This is a genomic window from Pseudonocardia tropica (assembly GCF_040105315.1).
Lineage (GTDB): Bacteria > Actinomycetota > Actinomycetes > Mycobacteriales > Pseudonocardiaceae > Pseudonocardia > Pseudonocardia alni.
Genome location: NZ_JBEDNP010000035.1, coordinates 1 through 15,191 on the forward strand (window position 1 = coordinate 1; position 15,191 = coordinate 15,191).

Consider the following 15,191-nt stretch of genomic DNA (forward strand, 5'->3'; position numbering starts at 1 on the left):
CAAAGCGCTGCGCCGGGTCAGCCTCTGCCCCTGGCGCATCGGCGCCATCACCGCCGCCGCGCTCGTGCTGCTCCACATCGAACACGGCCACACCACATGATCAAATCCCTACTGGGAAAGGTTCAATCCCGACCAGGAATCGACGAGAGCGCCCCGGTGCAGTCGACTCCGTTTCCCACAATGAAGAGAGGTTCATGACGTGGCCCAGGTGTTGACCGTCCGACTCGTCGACGATCTCGACGGCAGCTCCGCCGATGAGACGGTCGAGTTCGCCCTCGACGGGAAGCAGTACGAAATCGACCTCACCTCCGCTCACGCGAGCAAACTCCGTGGGGTCCTGGCCGATTACGTCTCCGCCGCCCGACGGCACTCGGCCCAGCTCCGCCGTGGACAGCGCCGGGAGGAGACCGCTGGCGCGCGGCCGACGGCCACGGTCAACCGTGAGCAGAACCAGGCGATCCGTGCCTGGGCGCGCAAGCAGGGCATCTCCGTGTCCGACCGTGGACGCATCCCGCAGAACGTCCTCGACGCGTTCCACAAGAACGCCTGACCGCGGCCGGATGCGCAGCTGTGCCCGCCATACAGAATGTGGCGGGCACAGCATCGGGCTCGGCTACGCTGGCGCAATGAACGAGCCGGAGGACTACTACAACGGTGATTTCCTCCAAGATATCGCCGAAAGCCGCCTGCTCGAACTCGGCGGCCGCGAACTACTCGCCCACGCACAAGACTATGCAGGCGAAAGCGTCGACCTCATGCATCCCTGGGACGGCACCGGCCCGGAGCCCGAAGCTCGGGTGTCCGAGTACATCGGCTCTCTGTGGCGCTACATCGAGTTGATCGAGTCACGCCAACGCCCAGCGTCATCGTAGACAGCTCCCGATCATGCGTCGCCGCTACTCGACAGCAAGCGACGACGTGACCACGATACGTATCAACTTGAAGCACGCGAATGATACGTTTTGCTGGTGCGTGCAGCTGCGACCAGCGGGGCCATCGCGCTCGGTCTGGTCCTGTTTCTCGGGTTCCTCCTGATCGTGGCCGTGGCAGGTAGCGGCGCCGGCCGACCCACCCCTGGCCTCCCCGGTGTCGTGTGCGCCCCACCGGGAGCCGATCCGGCGCAGTTAGTCGAGGGGATCGGCCCCGAGCAGGTCAGCAACGCCGGCCTGATCGTTGCCACCGGCGTCGAGATGGGCGTCCCGCAGCACGGGTGGGTCGTCGCCTTGGCGACCGCGATGCAGGAGTCGAACCTGAAGAACCTGGCCAACTCCAACGTCCCCGAGTCGCTCGAACTGCCCAACCAAGGCGTCGGCAGCGACCACGACTCGGTCGGGCTGTTCCAGCAGCGCGAGGCAGGGTGGGGCGACGTCGCCACCCGCATGGACCCGCGCCAGTCCGCCCGCCTGTTCTACGACGCGCTCCTGCAGGTACCCGGGTGGGAATCGCTGCCCGTCACCCGGGCCGCCCAGCTGGTCCAGGTCAGCGCGTTCCCCGACGCCTACGCCAAGTGGGAGCAGTCGGCCGCCACGCTGGCCGGGGCGCTGGAAGGGGTCGAGTGCGGCCCCGAGACCGGCCCTGTGCCGGCCGCCGATCCGCAGATCCAGCGCGTCGTCGACCGCGCCATGTCCCAACAGGGCCAGCCCTACGTGTGGGGCGGCGGTGACGCCAACGGGCCGACCGGCGGCGGGTTCGACTGCTCCGGGCTCATGGTCTACGCCTTCGCCGAGATCGGCATCGGCGTGCCCCACCAGACCCAGGCCATCTGGAACTCCTTCCAGCCCGCGATCACCGACCAGGCCGCGATCCAGCCCGGCGACATGGTGCTGTTCTCCTCCAACGGCCAGCCCGGCGGCATCCACCACGTCGGCCTCTACCTGGGCAACGGGCAGATGCTGCACGCCCCCGAGAGCGGAGACGTGGTCAAGGTCGAGCCCGACATCTGGTCCAACTCCTACTACGCGGGGGAGTTCATCGGAGCCGTCCGCGCGACGAACCCCACCGCAGCGTGACGCGCACCGCGCTCGTCGCCTCGTCCGTACGCAGCGGGAGCTTCCCGGTGTGCACCCCCTACGAGAAAGTGAGTACGTCCGTGGCGAACATCAACAATCCCCCGTTCTGGCTCGTCCTGGGCCTGCCCTGGCCGGACGGGTCCCGCAACGACACCGAGGAATGCGCCCAGGCGATCGCGCCGACGTTCATCCCGCGTGAGGCGCAGTCGCGGCCCGTTCAGGCCATCCTCGACTTCGCCATCGGTCTCCACCGCAAACACGGCATGCGCGTCATCTTCCTGTCCGAGCTGACCGGGTTCCTGCGCCGGGCGCAGGCGAACTGGGCCGAGATCGGCGTCCCTGACTTCGACACGGCGCTGAGCGAACTGATCGAGGTCCCGACCCCGACCCTGTTCATGAGCCTCACGCAGTACGCGCACATGCTGCTCTGCACTGCCGGGAACGCTCAGACGATCACCCACTCGCCGGAGAATCCGGCCGGCCGCACCGTCGACCCCTCCGAGTACGCCGAGCTCAAGAAGAACCTGCAAGGCGCGCTCGACCGCGACTGGCCTGCCTACATCGACAGCCTCACGCGATCGGGCCGCCTGCGTGTGGACTAGAACGGCTGCCCTGGTGGGGCCAGGGAGTCATTCGCGTAGAGGCGTCTCGAGTGCCTCGCGCACCTGATCGGCCAGGTCGTCCTCGTCACCGAGGAGCGCCGTGGAGCGCTCGACACCGGGCGGCCTGAGCGTCACCCCGCCGGTGAACTCGTCACCGTCGAGGACGACCGGGTCGGCGATCGCCCGGGACAGGTCGACCGCTCCCGCGAACAGTGCCGCGCCCGCGGTGCTCTGTAGGCGCAGCCCGCCACTCCCGACCAGATCGCGCAGGTTGGTGTGCTGGGCGACTTCGCTCCCCGACATGTCCAGCTCACCGAACACCGCGGCTTCCTGCAGGTCGAGTACGCCTTCGATCAGCGCGCCACGTAGCGACAGCTGGCGCTCCACCCCGAGGTCGATGGCGAGCAGGTCGCCGCCGAAGTACGCCTCACTGGCGTCGAGTCCGTTCCAGGAACGCAGCGCAAGCCGCGTCGTGCCCGTCAGCCGCGCGCGGGCCAGGCTCAGTCCTCCGAGTGCGATTCCGTCGAGGTCCAGGTCGTGGAGCTGGGCATCGCTGAGATCGAGGTGCAGGGTGGCACGCCGGTTCCGGTCGCGGGCGACCCGCTTGAGGTGAGTACACAGCCGCTGCTGCACCGCCCGGGCCACACGCTCGTCTCGCCCCGCCGGCGCTGCCCGCAGGAGTTCGCACCACACGGCGATCACCGCCGCCGAGCTGGCCCCATCCCGCTGGGCGATCGCGCCGAGCTCCTCGAGGGCTGCGAACGCAGCAACCAGGTCCTCGCCGGTGAGCCGGGCCGCACAGTCGTCGATCCTGTTCGACGGGCCAATGCCCAGAGCACTGGTGTCACCCCCCTGGACCGGTGCCCCCAGAGGGACATCCGCCCGCCCTCGTGGGCGTAGTGCGACGAACCCCGACACCACGATGGCCACTGCGGTGGCCGCGATCGCAGGGAACAGCCACGCACCGGCGCTGTGCAGCCCAGCAGCCGCGGCGACCCCACTCACCCTGCTCTCCTTCCCCTGATGGCTGGGTCGGCGCCGTCGACGGCGCCCACCTCGCTGTGTCGGCTGGGTTCAGCGACGTGGGCGCGGGGCGCGCGTCGCCTGCCGAGTCGGCGCCGGCTGCGGAGGCGACGAGACCTGCCGGGTCTCCGAACGCACCGCCGCGCCGGGCTCGGTGGTCGGGGGGCGGTGGGCGACCTCGGCGCGCAGCGCCGCCGCGGTCGGCACGCCGGACTCCTCGGCATGGGCGATCGCACTCTCGCGGTCGGCTCGGCGCCGGTCGATGCCGGCCTCGTCCTGCCCGATGAGGTCCTCACGCGGCCGGGTGTCCAGGTCATCCGGCGTCCGTGCATGCGCGGCGGCCTGTTCCTCAGCATCGGCCGCGCGACCCCGCGCCTCGGCAGCCCGGTTGAACTTGCTCCAGACCTCTCCCGGGTCCGGCGCAGCGAGAATCTCCGCGATGTACGCGTCGTCCTCGACCGTGCCGGCGCCTCGCGACATCTCCAGCGCGGTGCGCTCGACGGCGTTGGTCGGATCGAGCTCGCGGACCTCGAACGGCGACGGGGGCACACCGTCCCGGACGGCCTCGGTGACCGGACCCGACCGGTGCGGCTCGTCGACCACCTCAGTGAGGTTCCTGAGCCGCGCCGCGTGCTGGGCATCGCGTTCCTGACCCGACACCTCGCCCGCCCTGCGGGCCTCGTTCTCCCGGAAGTCGACCCCCCGCCGCAGCAACGTCTTCAAATAGCCAGCAGGGGTGACGGCGCTGCGGATTCGGTCCTCCGGCAGCCGCGCAAGCTCCTCCGCGACCGGGGCACCCTGCTCCTTCCACGCCAGCAGCTGCTTGGCCAGTCCCGGCCAGGCGCGGCACCCGATCACCGAGTCCGCGGTCTCCGGCGCGAGGTAGCGGCGCATCATCCGCTCGGCCGGCCCCAGGTCGGGCCCCGTCCGATACACCCCGGTCTCCGCTTCGGCCGCCGCCCGTCCCGGCTCAGCTGTCGCCTCGGTCGGCCGCGACGAGCGCGCCCGCTTCTCCAGCACCGCACGCAGGTACGCGGCGGGGTCACCGGCCGCGTTGATCTTCTTGCCAGGAAGGCCCGCCAACAGGGGGGTGAGGTCATGGCCGTCGGACCGCAGGTCGGTCAGCTGCGCCTGCACCTGCCCGAAATTGCGGCTGCGGTACACCCGGTCGGCCTCCACACCGGCCTCGTGCAGTCCCTGCGCGAGCGCCTGGTCGACCTCGCGGGCGACGACCGGGTCGACCTGTACGGCATCGACCACCTGTAGCCGGTCGGCCACCTGCGACACCAGACTGCTCGTGTAGCCCGCGAGGTTGCACAGCTCCTGGTCCTGCTGGTCGTACCAGGCACGGATCGCACCGGTATCGAGCCGACCGAGGACGTCCTCGATCGCGTAGCCGCGGTCCTCCAGACGACTCAGCTCGTGAGCCAGCTGGTCGATCGAGGAGTAGTCGACATCGTTCTCATCGCGGCGGGGGCGAAGTACCCCCGCAACGAGGCCAGGGTCGTGCGCCCACGCCGTGTGCAGGCCATGGGCCAGCCGCTCACGCAGCTGCACCTCGTCCTCACGCACCTCGGTGCGGGCGTGCTCGGCGCGCAGGAAGCCGTAGGTACCGAGCTCGCCGAGCGACTTGAGCGTGCGCTGCTCGCCGCGGGTCACCTCATCCTGCAGCCGCAGCGCGGACTCCCGGTCGGGGACGACCACGAACACCGACAGCGACTTCTCGTGGTACGAGCCGTGCGCCCACAGCCCCCACGCTCCGCGCGTGCCCGACGGCGAGTTCTCCGGCATGGGCCCGGCCGTGGTGTGCACCGTCCAGCCGAACTGCGGTTCGCTGCTGGTCCTGTGCTCGAATCCTTCCGCTCCGTTCGCGCTGCTCTCGCGGAAGGCTGCCTCGTCGGCCGCGGCCATCGCGCGGACCCGGGGGTCGAGGTCGTTGGCGTACTGCTGCGCCGTGCGGGCAGCCGCACGCTGCTGACTCCAGGCGGCCTGACCCAGTTCCATCCGGCGCTGCCGCAACGCGTTGGCCGTCACCAGCATCAGCTGCGTCCAGGCCTGGACCTGCTCCCGCCCAGGGCTCAGCAGAGGAACGTCCTGGTCGATCTGACCCGTCATCGGCCTCTCCCTCGCGTCTGGTTCTCCTGCCGCCGAGCCTGCGGAGCCCGGGCCGGCCCCGGCGGGGGCTGCTGCGGCCGCTGACGGCGCGTGGTCTTCGTCTGGCCCCGGCCCGGGCCGTTCGACGTCGTCCGCGCCGAGGTGGCCTGAGCCGAACTGCGCAGCGCGGTGCAGCTGCGCTGCGCGGCCTGCGCCTGGGCAAGGCGCGCCTGTGTCTCCCGCAGTGCGGCGATCTCGGCGACCAGCGCTGCCAGCGCCAGCACCAGCCGGGCCCCGTCGCCCGCGCCGTGGCGGCTCACGGTCCGCGTCGCGGCCAGCCGCCACGCCGACTGTCGCAGTGCCTTCGCCACCGGCGACCACCGCGACGGCAGGACCTGGCCCGGTACCCGGGTCGCCCGGTCCAGGTCGTTGCCCGCGTCCCGGCGCACTCGCTCGCCCTGGTCCTGGCGGCCGGTCACCGCGCCCACCGCGGCGAGCATGTCGCCGGCCGCGTGTGCGACCCCGTCCGCGCTCGCCCCGGTCTCGCCGGCGGCGAGGGTGGCCGTGGCGTGTTCCATCGTCGAGACCGCATCGTCGATCGCGGCCGCGCGCTCCCGCGGGCTCACCGTCGCCCGGTGCGTCTCCTCCGCTGCGCCGGACACCGGCACCGGTGCGGGCGCCGAGTCCCACCGCAGCACCAGGTTCGGCAGCGAGAGGTCCCGGGCCAGCGTGCGCCCGGAGAACCACACCGGCTGACCAGCCCGTGTGACATCACCCGGCGCCGCCACGGAGTACCCGACCATCGGGGCGTGCTGCTCCCCCGACTCCGGGTCCTGTTCCGGCGGCCCGTAGCGCGGCCGGACCAGCACACCCAGCTCTCCCAGCGCCGCCACGAACGCTTCCGGGTCGCGTGCCTGCACCGCCGCGACCCGTGCCGTCCGCCGCAGCCACTCCCGCGAGGACTCGTCCAGCTCCCGTCGGGCCGCCTTCTCCTGCTCGGCCTGCGACGGCCCGGTCACCGAGCTCCGGTCGGCGCCCGCCGTTGCCGCCAGCCCCAACTCCGCCTCCGCGGCTTGGCACGTCTCCCGAGCCCGGACGAAGTCCCGGTACGGGTACACCCGCTTCCCCGACTCCTGACGCACCAGCACCGCCGCGACGTGCACGTGGTCGTCGTCATGCCGGATCGCGACCCATCGACAACCGTCCGGATCCCCGCGCTGTGCGATCCCCGTCCGGTCCAGCAGATCCTCGACCACCCGCGCCCACTGCTCGTCGCTCAGCACCGGATCCTCCGGTGAGTTGCGCAGTGAGCAGTGCCAGACCGGGCCCTGCCGCATCCGCTTGCCCTGCTCCACCACCGGCTCACGCAGACCCACCCCGGCCCCGACCGCCGGCGCGCTGAGATCGTCGACCAGGGCGCGCACATCGAACGAGCCGTCCGCAGCCTGCGCGGGCTGATGCGTCTCGGGTGCCCCGTCCCAGGTAGCCACGACCCGCTGCCCGGTGTGCTCGTTGAACCGCCCCGGGCCCATCAGGTAGCGGATCAGCCCCTCAGCGCGCCACCCGCGGCTGATCTTTGCGATCACCGCCGGCTCCTGCTCCGCCGCGCCTGCGGCATCGCCTCGGTCACCTGCTGATCGACCTCAGTGACCGTGCGGTCGATCCGCTCGACCGCCCGTGCCACCATCTGCGCGACCTGACCGACGGTCGACTCGAGCGCCCCATCGGTGTTCGCGACCCTCGCGATGTCGTTGAGGTTCCCCCCGATGTTGCGCAGCACCCGGCGGTCCTCCATCAGCTCCGAGCGCAGCCCCATCAGCCTCTGCATCCGCGAGCCGGCCGAACCTGCCGAGACCCGCGCACCGGGCACCACCGGGTCGGGCAGCTCCGCAGCCCGGGCCGCCGAGTCCCCCACCCACGCACCCGGGGCCATCGCCGCCCGGGCCGCCGCCGCTTCGATCGCCGCCCACTCCGACTCGGAGAACGACACGGTCGTGGTGTGCGGCCGTCCGCCCTCGGCACGAGGGCGTCGAGTCCGGGTCATCGAAGATCCCTCCCCTCGGGTTGGCGTGGCGCCGGCAGGACCGGACGTGGCGGGCCGAGATCACCCGGACCCGACGCCGACGATCTCACACGCCAGCCTCACATCGGTGTTTTCCTTAGGAAAACACCTAACTTGCTCCGCCGATTTGAGGGGCGACGCGTGCGGCGGCTCGAAATCGGCGGGACCCCGGCGCCCCGTCGGGCGTGCGGTCGCGCGCGTCGCGCGGTGCGGCCTCATGGCGGCGCGCTTCGCGCGCAGTCGCGAGTACCAGCGTGTATCAGAGTGCATCGCGGGATTGATACACATCGCGGTACAGTCCGCCCTATGAACACGCGCGGGGCGACGGCGCAGGCCAAGACGCAGGCTCGTAAGGCGGCCCAGGATCTTCTGCAGGCACGGATGCGGCCCATCATCAAGCTCGCCGAGCTGGGGGTCGAGGTGGACAACGCACGCGCGGAGTTCGACGCCGCGCGGGAGCGCTGGCGGACCAAGCAGGAGGCCTACGCCGACGGCTACCGCGATGCGCGCGACGCCGGGTGGAGCCCGGCCGAGCTGGAGGAGATCGGGTGCGGCACGCAACCCGCCGGCGCTGCCCTGCGTACGACGCCCCGTCGCACGGACCACGACGGCAGCACGAGCAGCGCCACGCCCACCGACCGCGACGATGACTACAGCGCCCACGACTCCGCTGCTCCCACCCCGGAGCCGACGGACCTCGACGCCGCCCACACTCAACCGTCCTGAACCGTCCTCCGCCGCATCGTCGGTAACCAGGCGGCCGGCACACGCGCGCAGCACGAAGGCGCCGTACGCGGATGCGTACGGCGCCTTCGGTGTGTCTAGCTCGTTCAGGCTCTCGACCTGGGCGGTCGCCGATGCCGCCGGGACGCGGCCAGCACCATCCCCGCGAGGGGCCAGGTACGGCTGCCAGCGCGCCCAGCGGGGGTCAGCGGCAAGTGATCACGGAGCGCTAGCGCAGTGATCGCGCGGCAGCCGGGGAGCGCAGCGACCCGTGCAGTTCACGAACGACGCGTCGGCCTGGTGGCCAGCTCAGTCACCGGTCTTGGCGTGTCCGGCCCGGCCGGGGCGGCTCCGCCGGTCGCCGAACTCCCACAACGCGCGTCGGTGCCAGAGGGCCCGGCCGTCGGCATCGGTCTGCTCGGGCGCCGGGAAGTAGTCACGGTTGCGCGACAGGAAGCTGCGGATCGTCGACTCGTTGCGGTAGCCGAGCACCCGGGTCGCCTCGGTGATGTCGACGAGCTCGTCGGGCTCGCCGGTGTAGTCCACCGGTGTCAGCGAGCGACGCTTGGCTGCCTCGCGCTCGTCGTTCCACGCGTCGGTCTCCTCGAGGTCGAAGTAGAGGAACCGCTCGAAGCGCCGCACCGGCTCGGGATGCCCGTTGTCGGCTCGCTGGTGGTACAGCACGGCGAGCCATTGCGCGTCCAGGTGATAGCGCTCGGCCATCCCGGGCCGGTTGATCAGGGTGCGCCCCTCGTGCTCGATCGTCGCCGGTGGCTGCTCGCGCCGCGCGGCTGCGTTCCGGACCGTGTCGACGAACGCGCGCATCGCCTCCAGGTCCCACCACTGGCGGCGGCCTTCCCGATACACCGGCTCGGGATGGTCGTTCGTGTCCCGGTCCCGCCACCAGGTCCGCGCGGTCGACTCGCCGATCCCGAACTCCTCGCAGAGCGCGGCGCGCGTGACGAGCACGCGCCCGTCGCGCTCGAAGCGGTCGGGCGTGCGGGGGCTGGCCTGTCGTGCGGGTGACACCAGCACGATCCTAGGCCGCGTCATCACTCCTCCTCGCCGGTGCAGACCGCCCCGCACAGGTCGCAGTAGTCCGTCGTCATCGAGCGCAGCACCTGGCCGTGAGCCATCCACGGCGCACACCACCGATGCGGGCGACCGAAGCGACAGCGGTCGCGGTGGCGGCCGCACTCGCACGACACCGGGCCCGACCCACGGGGCCGGGACGGGACCGGCTCCCACCGCGTCCGGGGCCGGCTGCTCCCGCCGGCCATCCGGTGCCCGCCGGCGTGCGGCCGGGCGGGCACCGGGTCGGCGGGGGCGTTCATCGTCGGTCCTGCAGCTCGGCCTCGGTGATGACGCGAGGGCGCTTCATGCCGTAGTCGAGCCCGTTCTCGATGGTGGTCGTGACTTCCTGGGCGGTCGTGATGCTGCGGACCCGACCGGCGGAGTCCGTGGTCGTGCCGACGTGGGTGAGCGCCACCTCGAGCAGTCGGGCGAGAGCGTCGGCCCGCGTGAGGTGTTCCCCGCCCACGAGGTTGCCCACCTTCAACGCGGCGTCGCGTCGCGCCTTGTGCCGCCTGCCCACGCCCTTCGGCACCGTCTTCAGCTTGTCCAGCTCGGCCTCGACGATCCGGTCGACGTAGGCCTGAACGCGCTTGCCTCGCGTTGCCGACGTGCCCGCATGGGCTGCGCGCGGCACCGGGATCGGCTCCGGCTGCGGTGCAGGGCGCGCGGCGCACATGGCGTCGAGCAGCCAGCGCGGCAGCGGCGCGATCGGTCGGCTGTTCTGCGCCCGGTAGACCCCGTCACTACGCCGGGAGGTCGCGGCAACGATGTAACCGCCCCCCGCTCGGACGTCCAGCAGCGGCGCGAGGCGGCTCTCCGAGTTGCGCAGCTCGACGTCATCCGGCGCGCGGAAATAGAGATGAACGCCCTTCCGCGGGCTCTGAACCCGGTAGGTGTCCAGCGGGAACCTCTCCCCGGCTGCGTCGGCCATCCGCTGAAACACCTGCAGGCCGTGCTTGCACCCCTCATACGGCTCGGCCAGCTCCGGGGCCCCGGGCTTCGCCGGGTCGAGGTCGACGACCACGAGCCGTGAGGGGTGGGTCGCGATGGCCAAGTTGTAGGGCCGCTTCGCCCACCACTGCATGATCTTCTGCGGGTCACGGGTGGCCTCGTTCTCCCAGTCCTTCACCGCGGGCATGTTCTTCGTGCCCGGGTACAGCGGGAACACGTACAGCCCTGCCGCTGCGGCCTCCAACGCCCGCCGTCCCCGCTCCCCGAGCGTGTCCCGCTCACCGGTTGCCGGTGCGGGCTGCGTCTCGTTCGTCATCTCCGCTCCTTCTGCTGTCGGGCCCGGCCCCGGGGCCCGCCGCGCGGCGGGCCCCGGGCTGCGGTCGGTCACGCGGGGTCGGTGGCCCAGGACGGGCACCACGGCTGGCAGAGCTGCCCGGCGGGAGCGCCACACAGGTCGTCGGCGCCCTCGCACGGCACGGCGCGGCGCACGAGCTCCCAGGACGAGCACGACGGCTCGCACGGCTGCCCGGCGGGGGCTCCGCACGGCTGGTCGACCCCCCGGCACGGCTGGGCCCGGTGCTCGTTCAGCACCGCGGTGACCGGGTCGGTCCCGACCCGCTCGCGCACGGGCCCATGCAGAGCTCCGCGGATCGCGGCGCTGATGGCGGACATGCCGCCCGACTCGGGGTTGCGGGGCGTCGTGGTCATCTCGGACTCCTTCGGTCGTTCGGTTCGCGGTGGTTGTTGGACTCGCATGCCGTACGCTTCCAATACTTTAGATTTTACAGCGCTTCCTGGTGGTTCGCTACCCCCTACCACCATTGACCTGCGATTTTTCCTGGCCGGGCGCGTAGCTGGCTGCGTAGGCGATGTCGACGCTTCGGTCCACCGGACGGAAGCCGGCGACCGGGTAGCCGCGCTCGTCGTGCTCGACCTGCCGGAAGAACCTGCCGCACTCCGGGCAGCCCATCGTCTGATGGTCCCGCCAGCCCTCGGGCGGGTCGTCGAAGCTATGAGCGGTGCCGTCGCGGTCAGCGAAGTAGAACCCGCTCCCGGCTGGTTCGTTGCCGCAGGGGCAGACCGGGTCGAAGCGCGAACCGTGCACCTCGTCCCACGCCTCTTCGACGTACTCGACCTGCTCTCCGCGCGGGGCGGCCGCGAGGGTGATTTGCTCGACCTGGTCCTGCAGTCGCGTGAGCATTGCCTGAAGCTCGTCCTTCGTGCCGTGCACGGCGATATCGTCGTCGTCCCCAATGACCAGGACTGCCTCGTCGAGTCCGAGTTCCTCGGCCGGGCGCAGTGCCTCGGTCGCTTCGTCGCACCCCAAGGTGCGGACCCGACCGGTGGCCGGGGCCCAGTGCACGTTGTTCATCTATCGCTCCTGCTCTCTGTCCGGCCGCTGGCCGGGGAGGTGCGGTGCGGCTCCACGCCGCGCCGCCCCTACTGGTTTAGTTTTTACAGCACTTGGCGCAGGATCGTGATCGCGGCGCTGCGGTTGTCGACATCGTCCAGATCCCGCATTCGCTCTGGGACGTCCCGGAACCACGCCACGGCCGCAGCCACTGCCGTGTCGACGTCGAGTTCCCCGGCGATCTGTGGGAGCTGCTGCGCCACGACGGCATCGGCCACCTCGATCGCGACATCGTCACGGCGGTGCAGAAGGCGGTCCGGTGCACATCCGGCTTCGTAGCTGGGGTGCTCGATCAGCTCGGCGCGGGCCTGCGCGTACTGCGCGACCAGCTGCTTCAGGTGGTCCAGGTCGGTACTCACGTCAGCACCTGCTCCATTACGTCCTCGGCCGCGCTCCAGGATCGGGCCGGTGGGTACACCCAGTGCAGTGCACCTACCAGGGCGCCCGGTTCGATCTGCCCGGCCGTGACCCCGTCGAGCTTGCTGGTGATCTTGGGGAAGGTCTCGCGCAGTTCGCGCTCCTGGGCTGACGGCATGCTCACCAGCGCCTGGCGCAGGACGTCCACGATCGTGGCTTCCCCGGCCAGCATCAGCACGTAGTCGCGCAGTGCCTCCTGGGGCATGCCCCAGTGGGTGTCCTGCTCCTCGTTGTCGGCTGCGGCGTGCCCGCGCAGCCAGACCTCGGCTTCGTCGATGTAGCGGGCCCGGGCGAGCGCGGCCGTGATCGCGTCGGCTTCCATGCAGGACATCGCCGGACCGACGTCGCTGGCTGTCCAGCCGTTGCCGAAGACCCACGCCAGATGCGCGAGGCCCTCGTTGCCCGCGGTCTGCTGGTTCATGGTGGTTCCTCTCGTGTCGATGTTCAGCGGTTGCTGAGGTCGGTGACCGCGTCCAGAACGGCCGCGACGAGTCGGTTGCCCTCGTCTCGTGCGGTGTCCCGCGCTCCGGCGTTGTGGAAGGTGCGGTAGCCGGGGGTCAGGGCTTCCGTGGCGGCGAGCTCGGCGCGGTGGCGGTCACCGGCCTCCAGGTGCGGGCGGATCGCGCGGAACGCTCCGCGCAGCTCGTCGGCACTCATGGGCATCCCGGCGACGATCCCGTGTCCGTCACGTCCGCCGATACTGCGCAGGAGGCGCAGCAGTACGGCGAGCAGGACAGAGGTGGTGGGGGTCGACTCGATGCGGGCGAGGGTGTCCATTGCGAACTCCTTGATGGTGAGGTTATGCGGGGTCACGCCTCCAGCCGGGCCAGCTGCAGAGTGACGCGGTGCCCCTCGGCAGCCAGGACTGCCACATCGGCCCCTGACGGGGTCTGGCGGCCGAGCCCGTCGTCGTAGGCGCGGAACTCGGCGCGCACCTGCTCCGGGTCGAGCCCGTCGATATCTCCCTCCCCGGTCAGCGCGACCAGTCGCCGCGCGGCGCGGCGCATCTCGGACCGCAGGTAGGCGGCGGCCCGCTCGTCCGCGTTCTCCTCGGCGCGCATCCACGCCGCGCTGAACTCCCGCTCGGCCTGCCTGATCTGAGCCTTGGTCATCGCGTCCGTCATGGTGATCTCCTTCGCTATTATCCGCTCTCTGTTATTTTAGAGTTTACAGCGCTCATGGAGTGGTGGCAAGAGGTTTCGGGGTTGATTTGGGGTTTGACCTGCGGGTTTGGGTTGGGGACTCTCCGCAGCGAGGCCGGGTCCAGGGCAGCGCCCTGGCCCCCCGGGAGGGGGCGGCCCGGCAGGGCCGAAGATCAGCTCGGGCGTCGGGCAGGGCGGTCCCCGCTGAGGGTGGGGGTCTCTCCTTGCGTCGGCAGGACGGCGCTCTGCACGAGGTTCTGTGGAGCGGTCAGCCTCGCGATAGCGATCGCGGAGCTTGCGGAGCGGCCGGAGCGCCAGCGGAGGGGCTGTTGAGCGGAGCAGGTTCTCGTGCACCGTCCTGCTGCCGACGCAAGGAGAGATCCTCACCCGGGGCCGACCGGCACGACGCCCACCACGATGCCAAGCCGCGAGGCGCTGCGGACTCGGGTGCATTCCTACGTCGTCGCGCATATCGGCTCTGTCCGGCGCCGGCCAAAAGCCTCCCGCTCGCCCCGCCCGTGGGAAGTCGTCGCCGATGCCGTCGGGACGCGGCCAGCACCATCCCCGCGAGGGGCCGGGTACGGCTCTCAGCGCGCCCAGCAGGGGTCAGTGGCAAGTGATCACGGAGCGCTAGCGCAGTGATCGCGCGGCAGCCGGGGAGCGCAGCGGACCGTGCAGTTCACGAACGACGCTGCGGCCTGTGCACTCGTTCCGACGATGGCGGGGTGAGGGCGGCTCAGTGGGCCGTGCTCTCGAACGCGGGCTGCCGCTCGACCACGAACGCTCGCCATTGTTCGGCGGCCTCGTCGTGCCAGAGGAAGTCCTCGGTCGTCGCGAGCTGGAACAGGTAGAACCGGCGGCCCCGGACGTCGTGGCCCGGGTAGCGCGGCTCGAACCCGGCCGCCTGTTCCTGGCGCCCCCGCTCCTCCTCGGCCTGGTACGCCTCGGCCAGGGCCGGGAACGCCGCCCCGACGACCTCCTGACGGCGCTTCACCTCGGCGACCCGCGCCGCAATCCGGGCGCCGCGCTCGGGCTGTTTCCACCCGGTCGCCCGGACCGCGCAGCGACGTCCCAACTCCAGCTCGCCGTACTCGGGGTGGTTGACCTGGAACGCGCGGGCCCGGACCCGGCGGGTGCAGCACTGGCATGCGGTGTCGGCCTTGACGATCCCGGTCAGTGTCCACTCGCCTGCGGTGGCGGAGATCAGCTCACGGGTGGTGGCGGTCATGACGGGTCCTCCTGGGGAGACGGTGTCGATGCGCGAGGGCCTGGTCTGGTCGGCGGCGACCGAAGATCGTTGCCGACCCCGATGGGCCGACCCGCTTACCGCCACGGCTGGTGCGTGACCAGCCGGACGGATGACGGGCCGGCTCAGGCGAGGACGTCGACCCGCATGTCGCCGCGCACGTCATCGGCGACGGTCCCGTCGGCGAGGGTGAGCCGGTAGTACGGGTCAACGTCGTCGCACAGCTCCACGGCGACGATCGGCTGCGTCGCGACAGGCGCATCCCACTCGCCCGTCATGCGACGAATCGAGAGTTCAAAGAGGAAGTCGCCAGTGAGCCTTTGCCAACCTGATCATCCGTTGGCGATCATGAGGGTCTGAACTGCGGCGACGAGCTCGGCGGCCCGGGCCGGGCAGGATCTGATCTTGCGCAGAACCTTCCAGTTCTTCAGCTCGGC

Annotated in this window: 19 protein-coding genes and 1 pseudogene; 6 read left to right on the plus strand and 14 right to left on the minus strand. The window is 71.1% G+C overall.

Annotated features, from left to right (window positions below; translation table 11 throughout):
• The 5 genes and pseudogenes from WHI96_RS26515 to WHI96_RS26535 all read left to right on the plus strand — a co-directional run.
• A pseudogene (locus WHI96_RS26515) lies at window positions 1-100 on the plus strand (IS5/IS1182 family transposase); the annotation flags it as partial.
• A 99-nt stretch (window positions 101-199) separates the two neighbouring features.
• Window positions 200-550: a histone-like nucleoid-structuring protein Lsr2 gene (locus WHI96_RS26520; protein ID WP_345645395.1), complete on the plus strand. Its 351-nt coding sequence runs from the start codon at window positions 200-202 to the stop codon at window positions 548-550.
• 76 nt (window positions 551-626) lie between these two features.
• Complete coding sequence (locus WHI96_RS26525; RefSeq protein ID WP_345645398.1) at window positions 627-872, plus strand: hypothetical protein; 246 nt, start codon at window positions 627-629, stop codon at window positions 870-872.
• A gap of 96 nt (window positions 873-968) precedes the next feature.
• Window positions 969-2,009: a C40 family peptidase gene (locus WHI96_RS26530; RefSeq protein ID WP_345645400.1), complete on the plus strand. Its 1,041-nt coding sequence runs from the start codon at window positions 969-971 to the stop codon at window positions 2,007-2,009.
• 80 nt (window positions 2,010-2,089) lie between these two features.
• Window positions 2,090-2,611, plus strand: coding sequence for a hypothetical protein (locus tag WHI96_RS26535; RefSeq protein ID WP_337826975.1), 522 nt, complete (start codon window positions 2,090-2,092; stop codon window positions 2,609-2,611).
• A gap of 27 nt (window positions 2,612-2,638) precedes the next feature.
• Here WHI96_RS26535 and WHI96_RS26540 read toward each other — a convergent pair whose 3' ends face one another.
• The 4 genes from WHI96_RS26540 to WHI96_RS26555 form a co-directional block, all read right to left on the minus strand.
• Entirely contained in the window at window positions 2,639-3,616 is a 978-nt protein-coding gene (locus WHI96_RS26540) for a hypothetical protein (protein WP_345645410.1), read from the minus strand.
• A gap of 69 nt (window positions 3,617-3,685) precedes the next feature.
• Window positions 3,686-5,749, minus strand: coding sequence for a hypothetical protein (locus tag WHI96_RS26545; RefSeq protein WP_345645413.1), 2,064 nt, complete (start codon window positions 5,747-5,749; stop codon window positions 3,686-3,688).
• Window positions 5,746-7,314: a relaxase/mobilization nuclease domain-containing protein gene (locus WHI96_RS26550; protein ID WP_345645416.1), complete on the minus strand. Its 1,569-nt coding sequence runs from the start codon at window positions 7,312-7,314 to the stop codon at window positions 5,746-5,748. The genes WHI96_RS26545 and WHI96_RS26550 overlap by 4 nt, the downstream gene beginning before the upstream one ends.
• Window positions 7,311-7,772, minus strand: coding sequence for a MobC domain-containing protein (locus WHI96_RS26555; RefSeq protein ID WP_345645419.1), 462 nt, complete (start codon window positions 7,770-7,772; stop codon window positions 7,311-7,313). The genes WHI96_RS26550 and WHI96_RS26555 overlap by 4 nt, the downstream gene beginning before the upstream one ends.
• 324 nt (window positions 7,773-8,096) lie before the next feature.
• Here WHI96_RS26555 and WHI96_RS26560 point away from each other — a divergent pair, with 324 nt between their 5' ends.
• On the plus strand, window positions 8,097-8,516 hold the full coding sequence (locus WHI96_RS26560) for a FliH/SctL family protein (RefSeq protein WP_345645422.1): 420 nt from the start codon (window positions 8,097-8,099) through the stop codon (window positions 8,514-8,516).
• Window positions 8,517-8,822: 306 nt separating this feature from the next.
• Here the strand turns inward: WHI96_RS26560 and WHI96_RS26565 are convergent, their stop codons facing one another.
• The 10 genes from WHI96_RS26565 to WHI96_RS26610 form a co-directional block, all read right to left on the minus strand.
• Window positions 8,823-9,542 (minus strand): hypothetical protein, encoded by a 720-nt coding sequence (locus tag WHI96_RS26565; protein WP_345645425.1) that lies wholly within the window; start codon window positions 9,540-9,542, stop codon window positions 8,823-8,825.
• A 301-nt stretch (window positions 9,543-9,843) separates the two neighbouring features.
• Complete coding sequence (locus WHI96_RS26570) at window positions 9,844-10,854, minus strand: bifunctional DNA primase/polymerase (protein ID WP_345645428.1); 1,011 nt, start codon at window positions 10,852-10,854, stop codon at window positions 9,844-9,846.
• 68 nt (window positions 10,855-10,922) lie between these two features.
• Window positions 10,923-11,246 carry a hypothetical protein gene (locus WHI96_RS26575; RefSeq protein ID WP_345645431.1) on the minus strand — a complete coding sequence of 108 codons (324 nt, stop codon included), beginning with the start codon at window positions 11,244-11,246 and terminating at the stop codon, window positions 10,923-10,925.
• Between the two features lie 97 nt (window positions 11,247-11,343).
• Window positions 11,344-11,910 carry a hypothetical protein gene (locus WHI96_RS26580; RefSeq protein ID WP_345645433.1) on the minus strand — a complete coding sequence of 189 codons (567 nt, stop codon included), beginning with the start codon at window positions 11,908-11,910 and terminating at the stop codon, window positions 11,344-11,346.
• A gap of 83 nt (window positions 11,911-11,993) precedes the next feature.
• On the minus strand, window positions 11,994-12,308 hold the full coding sequence (locus WHI96_RS26585) for a hypothetical protein (protein ID WP_345645436.1): 315 nt from the start codon (window positions 12,306-12,308) through the stop codon (window positions 11,994-11,996).
• A complete protein-coding gene (locus WHI96_RS26590) occupies window positions 12,305-12,787 on the minus strand; it encodes a hypothetical protein (RefSeq protein ID WP_345645438.1) in 483 nt (160 codons plus the stop codon). The genes WHI96_RS26585 and WHI96_RS26590 overlap by 4 nt, the downstream gene beginning before the upstream one ends.
• 23 nt (window positions 12,788-12,810) lie before the next feature.
• Window positions 12,811-13,143 (minus strand): hypothetical protein, encoded by a 333-nt coding sequence (locus WHI96_RS26595; protein WP_345645441.1) that lies wholly within the window; start codon window positions 13,141-13,143, stop codon window positions 12,811-12,813.
• A 32-nt stretch (window positions 13,144-13,175) separates the two neighbouring features.
• Window positions 13,176-13,490 (minus strand): hypothetical protein, encoded by a 315-nt coding sequence (locus tag WHI96_RS26600; protein ID WP_345645443.1) that lies wholly within the window; start codon window positions 13,488-13,490, stop codon window positions 13,176-13,178.
• A 754-nt stretch (window positions 13,491-14,244) separates the two neighbouring features.
• Window positions 14,245-14,736 (minus strand): hypothetical protein, encoded by a 492-nt coding sequence (locus tag WHI96_RS26605; protein ID WP_345645446.1) that lies wholly within the window; start codon window positions 14,734-14,736, stop codon window positions 14,245-14,247.
• Window positions 14,737-14,879: 143 nt separating this feature from the next.
• Window positions 14,880-15,032 (minus strand): hypothetical protein, encoded by a 153-nt coding sequence (locus tag WHI96_RS26610; RefSeq protein ID WP_345645449.1) that lies wholly within the window; start codon window positions 15,030-15,032, stop codon window positions 14,880-14,882.
• Window positions 15,033-15,191 lie beyond the last annotated feature (159 nt).

Excerpts from the sequence above, each read along its gene's own strand:
- WHI96_RS26525 (WP_345645398.1), top strand. The coding sequence starts at position 627 with ATGAACGAGCCGGAGGACTACTACAACGGTGATTTCCTCCAAGATATC.
- WHI96_RS26545 (WP_345645413.1), bottom strand. The coding sequence starts at position 5,749 with ATGACGGGTCAGATCGACCAGGACGTTCCTCTGCTGAGCCCTGGGCGG.
- WHI96_RS26555 (WP_345645419.1), bottom strand. The coding sequence starts at position 7,772 with ATGACCCGGACTCGACGCCCTCGTGCCGAGGGCGGACGGCCGCACACC.
- WHI96_RS26560 (WP_345645422.1), top strand. The coding sequence starts at position 8,097 with ATGAACACGCGCGGGGCGACGGCGCAGGCCAAGACGCAGGCTCGTAAG.
- WHI96_RS26570 (WP_345645428.1), bottom strand. The coding sequence starts at position 10,854 with ATGACGAACGAGACGCAGCCCGCACCGGCAACCGGTGAGCGGGACACG.
- WHI96_RS26575 (WP_345645431.1), bottom strand. The coding sequence starts at position 11,246 with ATGACCACGACGCCCCGCAACCCCGAGTCGGGCGGCATGTCCGCCATC.
- WHI96_RS26580 (WP_345645433.1), bottom strand. The coding sequence starts at position 11,910 with ATGAACAACGTGCACTGGGCCCCGGCCACCGGTCGGGTCCGCACCTTG.
- WHI96_RS26590 (WP_345645438.1), bottom strand. The coding sequence starts at position 12,787 with ATGAACCAGCAGACCGCGGGCAACGAGGGCCTCGCGCATCTGGCGTGG.
- WHI96_RS26595 (WP_345645441.1), bottom strand. The coding sequence starts at position 13,143 with ATGGACACCCTCGCCCGCATCGAGTCGACCCCCACCACCTCTGTCCTG.
- WHI96_RS26600 (WP_345645443.1), bottom strand. The coding sequence starts at position 13,490 with ATGACGGACGCGATGACCAAGGCTCAGATCAGGCAGGCCGAGCGGGAG.
- WHI96_RS26605 (WP_345645446.1), bottom strand. The coding sequence starts at position 14,736 with ATGACCGCCACCACCCGTGAGCTGATCTCCGCCACCGCAGGCGAGTGG.
- WHI96_RS26610 (WP_345645449.1), bottom strand. The coding sequence starts at position 15,032 with ATGACGGGCGAGTGGGATGCGCCTGTCGCGACGCAGCCGATCGTCGCC.